Here is a 12,825-nt window from a genome sequence, read left to right as displayed (position 1 = left end):
GGGGCAACCCAATCGATAAAACTTGCCAGGCCGCTTAAAACTAAGGGGCCAACGCGTGATGGAAGCACCTTTGTTCTTTGTTCCAGGGATTTTGGACTTGTGGACCCGTTAGAGATCCTGGCACTCAACCTGATCGTCATTCTGGCTGCCGGCTTCGTGTCGGGTGCCATTTGTCGCTACCTGCATGTCTCGACGATTGTTGGCTACCTGATTGCTGGTGCCATTATCGGGAACGGGGCGTTGCAGATTCTGCATACCGAGAATCACGATCTGAAGCACCTGGCTGAGATGGGGGCGTTGTTTCTCCTTTTCTCGATCGGCACGGAAGTCTCGTGGGAAGAAATGCGGCATGTCGGGCCGTGGATTCTGGTGGCCGGCTTCGTCCAGATGTGTGCCGTCGCGGTGCCAGTGAGCTTTCTGTTCATCCTGCTGGGGCTGCCCTGGCAGGGAGCTTCGCTCTTGGGAGCATCTGTGGCCTTAAGCTCGACAGTGCTCGTCTTTCGGGCCCTACACGAACTAAATGTCGCCTCGTCGCCGGCTGGCGTACGTAGCGTCGGTATCTTGCTTTTCCAAGACATGGCGATCGTTCCGCTGATGTTGGCCGTCCCGCTAATCGCCGCGACCGAGAACTATTCGCCGCTGGAATTCGTGCGGCTGGGGATCGTGACGATCCTGTTTTTGACAACCATTCCGGTCCTGGCATTTGTTACGCATCGATTCGCATTGCCGCTCTTCTCGCTGCTGAGAAGCCGAGAGTTGTTGCTGTTGTTTGCGTTGGCTTTGCTGGGAAGTGGCTGCTTTGTGGCACATATCCTGGGGCTTCCGGCCGCTTTTGGTGCCTTTGGGGCCGGTCTGATCCTGGGAGGAAATCGCTTCACCCAGCAGGTCGATGCCCTGACACTTCCTTTCCGCGAAAGTTTTGCGGCGGTCTTCTTCATCTCGCTGGGGGCCCTGCTCGATATTGAAGCCTTGCTTCATGATCCGCTGCTGGTGCTGATTGGCTTTCCGTTGGTCGTGCTGGTGAAGACACTTGGTGCCGGCCTGGCGATTCGAGCTTCCGGCATGAGCTGGCGCGTGGCTCTTTGGATGGGGCTCGGTGTTTCGCAGGTGGGTGAAATGAGCTTCCTGCTGCTGTCGGAAGGTCTGACGCGAAACCTCGTGCAAGAGTCGCACTATAACCAGATGCTCGTGCTGGCGATTGGGACGATGATTCTGACGCCAGGGTTCATTCGCTGGGGGATCCGCAAGTTGGGTAACGATCCTTCCTTGCACACCAGCAAAGAAGAGAAGGCCATTGAAGCCCGCGAGACCATTCGCGAGGCGGTGATCATCGGCGTTGGTCCCGTTGCCCGGCAAGTGGCTTCGCGGATTGAAATCTCCGGGGCGGAAGTTCGATTCATCGATCTGAATTCGGTGAATACCTATCCGCTGATTCAAGCTGGTTTTCGAGCCGTCACCGGCGATGCCACCAAGCGAAAGACACTGGAAGAAGCCGAGATCGCCCACGCCAACTTGGTTTTGGTGGCCGTGCCTGACGACGAGGCATCGGTGCAGATTGTCAAAAGCATCCGAGCGATGAACCGTCGCTGCACCATTCTGGCTCGCTGCCGCTATCAGCGCAATCGAGAGCGATTGCACCTGGTCGGGGCTGATTACGTGACCGACGAAGAATCGCAAACCGCCCTCATGCTGATCGGAATGATCGAGAAGCTCTCGGAGAGCGACGCGTTTTAAACGGGCTGTTGTTCCCTTCTCTGCCGCAATCGCTAGAACCGGCACAAATCAACCTGGAGATCGTCCCTAGGTGTAACCGATGAAGATTCTCGGCATCGGATCTATTGTTGACTAAGTTGGTCATGTTAGTTAACAATGACACCCAAGGGCACGTAACCCATGCAACTGACAAGCCTTACCACGGACAACCCGTTTCAAGTGAATGCCATGTCGGCCAGCAACGTAAATCAAGAAGAGCAAACAACTTCCGGCATGCTTCAGCCCACTCCAGAGCTGATGGCCGAGTTGGAAGAAGCGTCGCAGCGGCTCGAAACCGCCACCCCCGAAGAGATCATTCACTGGGGAGCGGATCGTTTTGGCACCAAGCTGACGATGGGAACCGCCTTCGGTCCAGAAGGGTGTGTGATTCTATATCTCCTTTCGCAGGTCGCCCCGGAGACTCCGGTTTTCAATCTCGACACGGGCTACCAGTTCCAGGAAACGCTCGATGTTCGCGACCAGATTCGCGAGAAGTTCGGCATCGATGTCGAGTTGCTCAAGCCGGAGCACACGGTCGAAGAGTACGAGCAGCTTCATGGCGGCCCGCTCTATAAGACGAACCCGACCCAATGCTGCTTCGATCGTAAGATCAAAGTGCTGCAGCGCGGTGCGGAAGGGAAGCATGCTTGGATCAGTGCCATTCGCCGCGACCAGAGCGAAGACCGGGCCCGCGCCAGCATTGTTGGCTGGGATAAGAAGTTCGGCCTGGTGAAGATCAATCCGCTGGCCAACCAGACCAAGAGCTGGGTCTGGCGAATGATTACCGAGCATGGCGTGCCTTACAACGTGCTGCACGATCAAGGCTACACCAGCATTGGCTGCTGGCCATGCACGCGTGCCGTTCTGGCAGGCGAAGACGAACGTGCCGGCCGATGGAGCGGAACTGGAAAGACCGAGTGTGGTTTGCACACCTTAGACGACAGCCCCAACGCCTAGTAGTGAAATGACGGTCTCGGCAAAAAGCGAATATGCCTGCATCGCGATGATCGAACTGGCTGCCCGGTACGAAGCCGACCAGCCAGCGCGGCTGCGCGAGATCACCGAAGCCCAAGGCATTCCGCAGCCGTTTCTCGTGCAGATCATGGCTCAACTGAAAGCGGCGGGCCTCGTGCAAAGTACCCGTGGTTCAACCGGGGGATATCGTTTGGCGCAGGCCCCTGATCGCATTACGCTGGCCGATATCTTTCAAGTAATCGAAGGAAGTGGCGATCAGTCAGAATCGAACCTGCAGCGGCCAACGCCTGCTGCCCAGGCACTATGCGGCGTGTGGGGTAAGATTTGTCAGGAACGCACCAAGATTCTGGAAGATGTTACCCTGGCCAGTCTCGCTGCTCGCGTAGCGGAACAGCCTGACGAAATGTTCTATATCTAGGCGGATTCGATGAATTCTGAAGCGATCCCACGTGAGTGGCTCACCGCGCCGACTACGGTCGACGAAATTCTGGCGACCTGTTCTAACCCAGACCCTGCCGTCGCTGAAATGGCTCGCCACTACCTGAATCAGGCGGGCGGTCTCTTTCAGCAAATGGTCCCTGGCGACGAGCTTTGGAATTACTCGACGCCCGATGCCGCTTGGGCCGCCAATCAAGGCCAAGCCGGCCTGGCCGTGCTTCGCGAAGGGCAGATTGTCGACAGCGTCTGTATGGCACGCAACTAACACGTGCCGCACGCCTGTGATGCCTACGGCAGGCGGTGCCCCATCTTGTCGCGTTTGGTGTCGAGATACTTTTGGTTGTGCGGATTTGGCGTTGGGTGAATCGGCACCTGATCGACCACTTCCAGATCGAACCCGCCATAGATGAACGCGTCGGTCTTCTTGGGATTGTTCGTCAGCAGGCGAATCTTCGATAGACCGAGGTCTTTCAAAATCTGGATCCCCACGCCATAGTCTCGCATGTCGCTCTTGAAACCGAGCGCGTGGTTCGCTTCGACCGTATCGAGACCTTGATCTTGCAGGGCGTAAGCGCGGATCTTGGCTTTCAGGCCGATGCCCCGACCTTCCTGCGGTAAGTAGACCAAGGCACCGACGCCTTCTTCGCTGATCTTTCGCAGGGCCATTTCCAGTTGGTCGCCACAATCGCAGCGGAGCGAGGCAATCAAATCGCCGGTGAAGCAGCTACTGTGAAGTCGCACGAGCGGAGCTTCGACCGAGCTGAGGTCCCCCATGGCCAGCACGACCGGCTCCTGGGTTTCGTACTTCACGTCGTAAACGATGATGTCAAACTCGCCGAACTTGGTCGGCAGCTTCGCCTCTGCACCTCGTTCCACCAGCTTTTCATTGACGCGACGATGCGAAATGAGCTGCTCGATCGAGATGATCTCGAGATTGAACTTCTCGGCCAGCGCGATCAGTTCGTCGCGCGAGGCCCGGTCCCCTTCTTCATTCAAGATCTCGCACAGCGAACCAGCCGGCGTCAGGCCTGCCATGCGGGCCAGGTCGACCGAGGCTTCGGTGTGCCCAGCGCGTCGCAGCACGCCACCTTCTTTGGCCAGCAGCGGGTAAACGTGGCCAGGGCGGACGAAGTCGTCTTCGGTCGATTGGGGGTCGACCATCGCCATGATCGTTTCGGAACGTTCCTTGGCAGTGATCCCGGTTTTGGCGTTCTTGTGATCGATGGGGGTCGTGAACGCGGTTCGCAAGGGAGCGTTGTTGTTTTCGACCAATGGTGGCAGATCGAGCCGTTCGCAGACATCGGGCAGGCAAGCCGCACACAAGAGGCCTCGCCCCTGGGTGATCATGAAGTTCACCACTTCGGGGGTCGTCTTTTCGGCGGCAGCGACAAAATCCCCCTCGTTTTCCCGGTCTTCGGCATCGACAACGATGATAACTTTGCCAGCTTTGATCGCGTCGACGGCAGCCTGGACGGTAGAAAATCGGTGGCTCACGGGAAGCACTCTCCTGAAAACTTGGGGGCATCGCCGAATTAAAAGGGATGCCTGGCACGATGCTCGGGGTTAATATTGCCCACAGGGTTAATAATGGGCAACGGGAGCGGAATAACTCATTATAGGACCCGTGCTATCGCGGAATAGTTCACCTTGACGGAGTCGGTCGTGACAGGCTTGAAAACCTTCATACTCGCAATTCTTTTTCTCGCTACCTGGCGTTCGACCCTCCAGGCCGAAATGGGGGCGATTCGTTACCTGCCTAATCAGGTATTCGCCGAGCGGGAAGACAAGATACTCAAAGCCGATGTTTATCTGCCTCCTGGGGAAGGTCCCTTTCCTGCCGTGCTGATGATCCATGGAGGGGCTTGGGCTGGTGGCTCACGAAGTCACATGGCAACGCACGCCATGTTTCTGGCCAATCATGGCTACGCTGTAGCGACAATTACGTATCGATTCGCCCCTGTTCACATCTACCCGGCCCAGCTCGAAGACTGTCAGGCCGCGCTCGACTGGTTGGTGAACAACGCCGAAGAGTTTCACATCGACACAAACCGCATAGCTGGCTGGGGTTATTCGGCCGGAGGTCACCTGGCCTGCCTGGTCGCCACGATGGATGCCGAAGACGATGGCGAAACACCGCTGCTCAAGGCGGTGGTCGCCGGAGGCGCTCCCTGTGATTTCACGAACGAACCGCTGCATAGTCAACGGTTGAAATTCTTCCTTGGAGGCTCGCGAGCCAACGTTCCCGAGACCTATACCGAGGCTTCGCCGCTGACGCATGTCACCGCCAAGTGTCCACCAATCTTCTTCTTTCATGGCACCGAAGACGAGGTTGTTCCGATCGACAACGCCGAGCGGATGCATGCGAAGCTCACCAACCTGGGCATCCCGACCACCTTCTTTAAATCAGAAGGGCGAGGGCACCTGTCGACCTTCATCGATCCCAATGCCAAGCGAGAGGCATTGAAATTCCTCGACGGACATCTCAAACTCGAAGAGTCGTAACCGAGGTGCTCGGAGCGGTTCTGTGCCACACCAGCATCGGTCCTTCCGCCTGGGGCTTATCTTGCAACATTGCGCCGCCAGCCCAGGCCACAGACAGGAAAACTATGAGCGAAGCGCCGAACCCTGGACCAGGTCTAGAGGTTGAGGAATACATCGAGCAGCGGCATTTCTTCGAAGGTATCCAGCACGGGCTGACCGACAATCGCCCCATGCAAGAGATACTGATGTCGGTGAGAGACGAAATTCTCGTCACCACCAACCTGCCGATGGCAATCGATTTCATGGCTTCCGAACTGCGGCATAGTGGCCAGTTCGGCCCGGCGATGAAGCGGCTGGGGCATTACTTCTCCGGCTTTCAAACCTACATCGTCGCCTCGGCCGAGGACGATCATGGGAAGTTCGACTTTCAGACCGGGCTCGAGATCTTAAAGCTCGAAGCCAAACTAAGGGCCGAGCATGCGACACCGCAGTCGTTATTCCTCTTTCAGTTCGAGGCGATCTGTCGCCATCGTTTGAAGTACGACACCGGCTTCGCGGCGATGCTGCTCGATCCGATGTACGACGACGCGTGGCGAAACTTCCTGGAGATCAATCGCCGACGCATCGGTTTGATCGACATCGCCGACATGATCTACACCCGCAGCGAGCATTACATCACGCAGCAGATCCGCCGTGGTGGAAAGCTGCCAGGCTCGGACTTTCCGCCACTGTTCGGGGAACGGGAAGGGCGGATTGCGCTGGCCAATCGCAAGCGGGACCCGATGCTGCTGTTCTCGGCCCTGCAGCGTCAGTTGGGGTATCCGAAGGTCCCATCCAAGAAGAAGGTCGACGAGAGCTTGTTCCTGATCCCCCAGATGATGCGGCGGATGGAACGACTTGAGGCCCGCATCAAACTGCTCGAAGAAGAAAACCGAGGCGGGATCGATCTGACGAAGTTCTATCAGAAAGAAGGAATGCCCCCTCCGCCGATTGACGACTTCGACTAGGCGGTAATTGACGGGCTATAGGGGGACTCGGGGGCCTGCGGTTCGTTCGAGATGACCTCATTTCTGAGGCATGTTTTTGAGAATCGGGGTAGTAAGCCGTAAGATCGCTTCTATAAAATGGACAAACATGTCCGATTTGCTGGAAAACGGCAATTTCTACCCAATTTACCCGGGTTTCATTGGTCGTCTTGTTACACCAAAACGGGGAGATTGGTAGACTAAACCGGGAATTGAACCCCGAAAAATCGGCATAACCGGCAAAATTGCCTCAGAAAAGTCGGGGTAGCTCGTCGAAATTTCAATTAGTGGGCGCCGTTTGACGACGCGCTGAGATTTCAAAAACCAAACCAACCGATCGAAGTCGGATCGCTGTCATTGATGGCAGCAATCCATTGGCATTTGCCCAAGGGCCATGAAGCACGAAACGGAGTCCGTCCAGCAAGGATGTCGCGACCGTTCGCCGAACCGTCGTCGTGTGAATCCTCGCCATCAACATGGCATTCGGCCAATGCCTTTCGGCCCTAGTTGCGTCCGAAGCACCGGTCGTCTGGCCGATGGCTCTCCTGGTTTCGCCCGATTTGCGGTCGAATCTGACGGCGACTTGTGTGGTCTAGTCCATGCGAGAGAATCCGTTCTCTTCTGCCAGCACTCTTCCCGAATTGGGAGGAACGCGAGCCCGAATTGCGTGGCGTCCTTGGGTACTATTTGTTTGACTAGAATTTCACCAATCGTTGTACCTTCGCCCACCTTGCCGACATCGCACCCCTATCCCAATGAAGAGCTGCCGGCTCGCGACATTTGCCGCAGGACGCCGCCTCTTAATAATTCCAAGTAAGAAACCCCGTTTGTTGCCCGGAAACCCCTAATAATCATGTCCACCACTACTGACGAAACCACGATCGTAAAAGAGATTCAGCCCTTGGAAGAAGCGACCGTTCGCTTCTGTGGCGACTCGGGCGACGGGATGCAGCTGGCTGGTACCCAGTTCTCCAACACGTCGGCGTTGGCTGGCAACGACATTGCCACCTTCCCGGACTTCCCGGCTGAAATCCGTGCCCCTCGTGGAACGCTTGCTGGCGTGAGTGGTTTTCAGATTCACTTCGCCTCGCACGACATCTTCACCCCAGGGGAAGCGGTCGACGCGTTGGTGGCGATGAATCCTGCCGCGTTGAAGACCAACCTCGGCGACCTGAAACGCAATGGCGTGTTGATCATCAACAGCGATGCGTTCGACAAGAAGTCGCTCGGTCAGGCCGGCTACGAAACCAACCCGATTGAAGACGAATCGTTGAGCGGCTATCAAACGTTTGCCGTTCCGATGACCAGCATGACTCGTGGTGCGGTTGACGGTCTCGATCTGAGCGTGAAGGAAGCGGATCGTTGCCGTAACTTCTTCGCCATGGGCCTGGTGTTCTGGCTGTATGGCCGCTCGATGGAACCGACCCTGCGATTCATCGATGCGAAGTTCGCCAAGGTGGCCAACGTCGCCGAAGCGAACCGCCGCGCCCTGAAAGCTGGCCATGCCTTCGGTGAAACGACCGACGCTTTCCGCAGCAGCTATAAGGTCGATAAGGCCAAGCTGGCTCCGGGCCGCTACCGCAATATGACCGGCAACCAGGCTTTGGCTTGGGGTTTGATGACCGCGGCCAAGCTGAGCGAAAAGAAGCTGTTTTTGGGTTCGTACCCGATCACGCCTGCCAGCGATATTCTGCACGAACTGAGCAAGTACAAGAACTTCGACGTCCTCACCTTCCAGGCCGAAGACGAAATCGCAGCGGTCTGCTCGGCCATTGGTGCCGCTTACGGGGGCGAAATGGCTTTGACCACGACCAGCGGTCCTGGCATGGCCTTGAAAGGCGAAGCGATGGGTCTGGCGATGATGCTGGAACTGCCGCTGGTGATCGTCGACGTGCAGCGTGGTGGACCGAGCACCGGTCTGCCGACCAAAACAGAACAAGCCGACTTGCTGCAAGCGATGTTCGGCCGCAACGGTGAATCGCCCATCCCCGTGATCGCGGCTCGCAGTCCTGCCGACTGCTTCGACGTGGCGATTGAAGCCTGGCGTCTGGCCGTTCGCTTCATGACCCCGATCGTCGTGCTGACCGACGGCTATATCGCTAACGGTAGTGAACCATGGCGAATCCCGAACGTCGCCGACCTGCCGAAGATTGAAGTCAAACACCCAGGCCCACGTAACGAAGACGATCCGCCTTTCATGGCCTACAAGCGTAACGAAGAACTGGCACGGCCATGGGCGATCCCAGGCACGCCAGGTCTGATGCACCGCGTGGGTGGTCTCGAAAAGCAGGATGGTACCGGCAACGTCAGTTACGACCCGGCCAACCATCATCACATGGTGCTGACGCGAGCCAAAAAGGTCGCGAACATCGCCAGCGTGGTGCCGAAGCAGGAAGTAATGGGTGCCGAATCGGGCAAGGTCCTGGTGGTAAGCTGGGGCGGTACTTACGGTTCGTGCCGCACCGCGGTGGCTCGTATGCAGGCCGCCGGCAAGTCGGTCAGCCATGCCCACATCCGCTACCTCAATCCATTCCCGAGCAACCTGGGCGAACTCCTTTCGAGCTTCGACAAGATCCTGGTGCCAGAACTGAACCTCGGCCAACTGCGAATGCTGTTGCGAGATAAGTTCCTGGTCGATGCGGTTGGTCTGAACAAGGTTCAAGGCAAGCCGTTCACCACGACCGAGATCGCAGACAAGATCGAATCGCTGCTCGGCTAAAAAAAACACCCCCACAGAAACCTGAATCCATAACCCTTCAATGATAGAGAAACGACCCATCATGGCATCCGCAGAACTGCCTGTTTTGAAGCCCGCGGACTATGGTACCGACCAGGACGTGCGTTGGTGCCCAGGATGCGGTGACTATTCGATCTTGGCCCAAATGAAGAAGGTCATGTCGACGCTCAACATGAGCCGCGAAGACACTGTCTTCGTCAGCGGTATCGGTTGCAGCAGCCGCTTCCCGTATTACATGAACACCTACGGCATGCACAGCGTGCATGGTCGTGCCCCCGCTTTTGCTACTGGTTTGAAGTCGGCCCGTCAGGATCTGACGGTGTTCGTGATTACCGGTGACGGCGACGCGTTGTCGATTGGTGGTAACCACCTGATGCACGTGCTGCGTCGTAACGTGAATCTGAACATTATTCTGTTCAACAACCGTATCTACGGTTTGACGAAGGGCCAGTACTCGCCGACCTCCGAAAAGGGGAAGGTGACCAAGAGCACGCCGATGGGTGCGATCGATAATCCGATCCATCCACTGTCGGTCGCTCTGTCGTGCGAAGCTACCTTCGTTGCTCGTTCGATCGACGTCCACATCAAGCACCTGGCCGACACCTTGGAAAAGGCTGTCGCCCACAAGGGTGTGTCGTTCGTCGAGGTTTACCAGAACTGCAACGTGTTCAACGACGGTGCCTACAAGTGGGCGACCGACAAAGACACGAAGGCCGACACCGTGCTCGAACTCGAACATGGCAAGCCGCTGATCTTTGGTAAGAATCGCGACAAGGGGATTCGTCTCAACGGCATCACCCCGGAAGTGGTCGAACTGGGCAAGGGAATCACCGAGGACGACTTGCTGTTCCACGACGCCAAGTCGGCCGATCCGACTCTCGCTTACTTGCTGACCCGCATGTCGCATCCTGAGTTCCCAGAGCCAATTGGTGTTCTGCGTGACATCGACGCTCCGTGCTACGACGATGCGATCAACTACCAGGTGCAGCAAGCCAAGGAAACCCGCGGCGAAGCGAGCCTCGAAAAGCTGTTCAACTCGGGCGATACCTGGGTCGTCGAATAAGCCGATCCCGATTCGTTGCGAGCCCAAATTAAGAAGTCGGCAGCCATGCGTTGCCGGCTTTTTTGGTGCGCGCTCGCGGGGCGGAATGGGACGCGAACTAGTTGAACGAATCAGGCATCGTTCGACGGTTGTATCGGTTAGAGTACCCAGCCAAAAATCACGCTAGCGGCTACCCGGGTGCTAGCCGATAAATACCGCAACAAGCCGTTCGAAAATGCGCTGATGAACGGTGTTGATCTCCGCGGCTTGAGCTGTCTCAGGTCGATCAGGAACGCACGGAGGAAAATAAGGAAATTTGCCATGTGGCGGTCGCTATTTTTGGCAGTCGGAATCACGCTGATCATTGTCGGGGCTGAGTGTCTGGTCGTCGATTCGGCCATGATGGCCGCGGAAGGTGGCCCTCGTTCGTTCACGCCTCCAGACTGGGCTCCTTGGAGCATGATGTCGAGCGGAGCGATTGTCATTCTCTACAGCTTCACGATTCCCAAGCGGATGAACGGCTAGTCAGCCGAACGGGTCGGTCCTGCCATCAGGATGCGATCGTGGGGTAGATAAAAAAGAAAGCCCTGAAAGAGACGCCGGAGTTACCGGTTTCCCTTTCAGGGCTTCTTCTGTTTCATAGCGAAGACGGGCTATTAACGGCCTTCGCGAACCATGTCGAAGTATTCCTGAGCGTTCTGCTGGTGATCCCTCGACAGGCGGGTTTCGGTCAACGCATCGCTGCCGAGCGACGATTCCGATTCCATTGCGGCCTTGATGTCGATCAAGGTCTGTCCGGCGCGGTTCTTTCCGTCGACGTAATCGACGATCACACCCTTGCCGTTCTTCGGATCGGCACGAACTTGCGAGTCGTAGGCACCCGTTTCGTTTTCCTCTTCTGGACGATCGCCTTGTCCCTGACCACGACCCATGCCGTTACCGGGACGCTGGCCCATCATGCCGTTTTGCCCCATCATCCCGTTCTGGCCAGGCTGGCAGGCTTTGCACATCTGGTTGCGAGCTGCTTCCATCTGGTCCATGGCACCATCCAGCATCTCCAGCTCGTCGAGCTGGGCTTGCAGGTCTTGCATCTGCTGGGCCATCTGGTTCATCTGATCAGCGGCCTGCTGCTGCTGACCGTTCTGCAGGGCGTCCGAGGCCTTCGCCAGATTGTCACCCATCTGCTGCATTTGCTGCATCTGGCCATCCTGCATGTTCATCTGGTCGAGTTGCTGCTGTAGGCGTTCCGCTTCGGCCTGATTGCCGGCCTGGCGAGCCTGATCGATTTGATCCTTGAGGGCCTGCTTGGCTTGCTGATGAGCCTTCGCCATTTCCTGCATCTTCTTGCCCATCTCGCCGAGCTGCTTGGCCAGTTCTTCTCGTTCTTCCTTCGAGAGATCGCCGTTGTTCAGCTTGTTCTGCAGGTTCTTCATCGCTTCCAAGGCTTTGCCCAGGTCGCCCTTCTGCATCGCCTTCGCCAGTTCCTCGGCCAGCCCACCCTTGAGCAGGTCTTTGAGCATCTCGAGCTTCTTCTTGAATTCGGCGCTCGAAGCCAGTTCGTCGCGACGCTTCTTCAGTTCTTTGGCCAGGTCGTTCAGTTCCAGCAAGGTTTCCTTCTGGTCGACTTTGTCCTTCTTGGCGATCCCCTTGGTGCCTTCTTCCAGCTTCTTGAACAGCTCTTTCGCTTCTTCCAGGCCCTTTTCCTCGGCCTTTTCTTTACGCTCTTGCAGTTCCTTGCGAAGCTGGTCGGCGGTCTTTTTGACCACCTTGGTTTGTTCTGGATCGAGTCGCGTTGGATTGGCGTTGGCGGTGTTCGGATCGATCACGGCGTCTGGCACGAACAACGCAATCAGCACGGCACCAGCCACGATGAAGATCGGTGCCAGGCCGTTCCAGCCGCTACGGATCGGGAAGCGCTCGTTCACGTCGATCCGTTCGACCTGGCGAACGGCATCGGACATCAGGGCTTGCCCCAGTGGGGTCTGGCGGGTTTCGTCATCCAGCGACAGCGAGCTCGAGACACGCTCTTTCAGGCCGTAACGAATGTCCACCTCGATGGCGGCAGCGAGTGCGGATGTCCGCGTTAAATAGGTCCAGACGCTCGCCAGGATCAGACCAAGGGCGCCTGCTCCGCCGATCCAGCTCCACATCCATACCGTTCGATCGAGTCCCAGCGGCCAGAATTTGGGCAGCAGAACCGCGATGGCCGCCAGCGACATGGTCACCGAAAGGCTAATGATCAGCCGGGCAACGAATTGCTGTAAAGTCATTCGCCACTGGGCTTTGCGGATATGTTTGTGAAGAGTATCCATGGAACGTCGTCCTTGTAGTTTTCGACGTAGAGTTACGATCTTCCCAGGCTATTCGCAGGCAAG

11 protein-coding genes are annotated in these 12,825 nt (G+C 57.1%); 9 read left to right on the top strand and 2 right to left on the bottom strand.

Annotated elements, in window-relative coordinates; translation table 11 throughout:
- Positions 1-99 precede the first annotated feature (99 nt).
- From AB1L30_RS26875 to AB1L30_RS26860, 4 genes are all read left to right on the top strand, one after another.
- Positions 100-1,734, top strand: a complete 1,635-nt coding sequence (locus AB1L30_RS26875) for a cation:proton antiporter (protein WP_367017666.1) — start codon at positions 100-102, stop codon at positions 1,732-1,734.
- Positions 1,735-1,893: 159 nt separating this feature from the next.
- Positions 1,894-2,709, top strand: coding sequence for a phosphoadenylyl-sulfate reductase (locus AB1L30_RS26870; protein ID WP_367017665.1), 816 nt, complete (start codon positions 1,894-1,896; stop codon positions 2,707-2,709).
- A 7-nt stretch (positions 2,710-2,716) separates the two neighbouring features.
- A complete protein-coding gene (locus AB1L30_RS26865; RefSeq protein ID WP_367017663.1) occupies positions 2,717-3,145 on the top strand; it encodes an Rrf2 family transcriptional regulator in 429 nt (142 codons plus the stop codon).
- A gap of 9 nt (positions 3,146-3,154) precedes the next feature.
- Positions 3,155-3,430 carry a hypothetical protein gene (locus AB1L30_RS26860; RefSeq protein ID WP_367017662.1) on the top strand — a complete coding sequence of 92 codons (276 nt, stop codon included), beginning with the start codon at positions 3,155-3,157 and terminating at the stop codon, positions 3,428-3,430.
- Positions 3,431-3,453: 23 nt separating this feature from the next.
- Here the strand turns inward: AB1L30_RS26860 and ribA are convergent, their stop codons facing one another.
- Positions 3,454-4,659, bottom strand: a complete 1,206-nt coding sequence (gene ribA, locus AB1L30_RS26855; protein ID WP_345094482.1) for a GTP cyclohydrolase II — start codon at positions 4,657-4,659, stop codon at positions 3,454-3,456.
- A 168-nt stretch (positions 4,660-4,827) separates the two neighbouring features.
- Between ribA and AB1L30_RS26850 the strand changes: the two genes are divergently transcribed.
- From AB1L30_RS26850 to AB1L30_RS26830, 5 genes are all read left to right on the top strand, one after another.
- The gene (locus tag AB1L30_RS26850) at positions 4,828-5,667 is read left to right on the top strand and encodes an alpha/beta hydrolase (RefSeq protein WP_367017660.1); all 840 of its coding nucleotides are present in this window, start codon (positions 4,828-4,830) and stop codon (positions 5,665-5,667) included.
- Positions 5,668-5,771: 104 nt separating this feature from the next.
- Positions 5,772-6,653: a hypothetical protein gene (locus AB1L30_RS26845; RefSeq protein WP_367017658.1), complete on the top strand. Its 882-nt coding sequence runs from the start codon at positions 5,772-5,774 to the stop codon at positions 6,651-6,653.
- An 871-nt stretch (positions 6,654-7,524) separates the two neighbouring features.
- Positions 7,525-9,390, top strand: coding sequence for a 2-oxoacid:acceptor oxidoreductase subunit alpha (locus tag AB1L30_RS26840; RefSeq protein WP_367017656.1), 1,866 nt, complete (start codon positions 7,525-7,527; stop codon positions 9,388-9,390).
- A gap of 61 nt (positions 9,391-9,451) precedes the next feature.
- Positions 9,452-10,471, top strand: coding sequence for a 2-oxoacid:ferredoxin oxidoreductase subunit beta (locus AB1L30_RS26835; protein ID WP_367017654.1), 1,020 nt, complete (start codon positions 9,452-9,454; stop codon positions 10,469-10,471).
- A gap of 300 nt (positions 10,472-10,771) precedes the next feature.
- On the top strand, positions 10,772-10,975 hold the full coding sequence (locus tag AB1L30_RS26830) for a hypothetical protein (protein ID WP_345094473.1): 204 nt from the start codon (positions 10,772-10,774) through the stop codon (positions 10,973-10,975).
- 131 nt (positions 10,976-11,106) lie between these two features.
- Here AB1L30_RS26830 and AB1L30_RS26825 read toward each other — a convergent pair whose 3' ends face one another.
- Positions 11,107-12,762, bottom strand: a complete 1,656-nt coding sequence (locus AB1L30_RS26825; RefSeq protein WP_367017653.1) for a hypothetical protein — start codon at positions 12,760-12,762, stop codon at positions 11,107-11,109.
- Positions 12,763-12,825 lie beyond the last annotated feature (63 nt).

Origin of the sequence: Bremerella sp. JC817, assembly GCF_040718835.1 — a bacterium.
Lineage (GTDB): Bacteria > Planctomycetota > Planctomycetia > Pirellulales > Pirellulaceae > Bremerella.
The sequence above is the reverse complement of the archived record's forward strand: the minus strand, read 5'-3'. Positions and strand labels throughout refer to the sequence as shown.